Consider the following 358-nt stretch of genomic DNA (forward strand, 5'->3'; position numbering starts at 1 on the left):
AGCTTGGCTTTTGAATCGCCCTTCCCAAAAATGCCCAGTACAGCCGTCTTCTTTGTTGGCTTGAGCGGCAATAAATTGATTCAGCAAGCGCATAAACCAACTGATGCTGGTTAAGCGCTCTCGCCACGTATCAATAATCTCACGGATTTTGACTTCTTCTGCTTCTGAGAGGGTATCTTGTTTCAGCCATTTTTGAATCAACGTAGGCGGCGTGTGAAAACTTAACCATCAGTCGCAAATCTCTTGGTCAGAAAGGGCTTTTTCACGTTCAACATTGATATGAAGAACAACATGGTAGTGGTTGCTCATAATGGCGTAGGCACAAACATCAATACAGAATACTTGGGAAAGCTTAAGT

Annotated in this window: 1 pseudogene; it reads right to left on the minus strand. The window is 43.3% G+C overall.

The features are described from left to right. Positions 1-358, minus strand: a pseudogene (locus tag HC752_RS24475) (alpha-amylase family glycosyl hydrolase); the annotation flags it as partial.

This window comes from Vibrio sp. S9_S30 (genome assembly GCF_014694455.1).
Classification (GTDB): domain Bacteria; phylum Pseudomonadota; class Gammaproteobacteria; order Enterobacterales; family Vibrionaceae; genus Vibrio.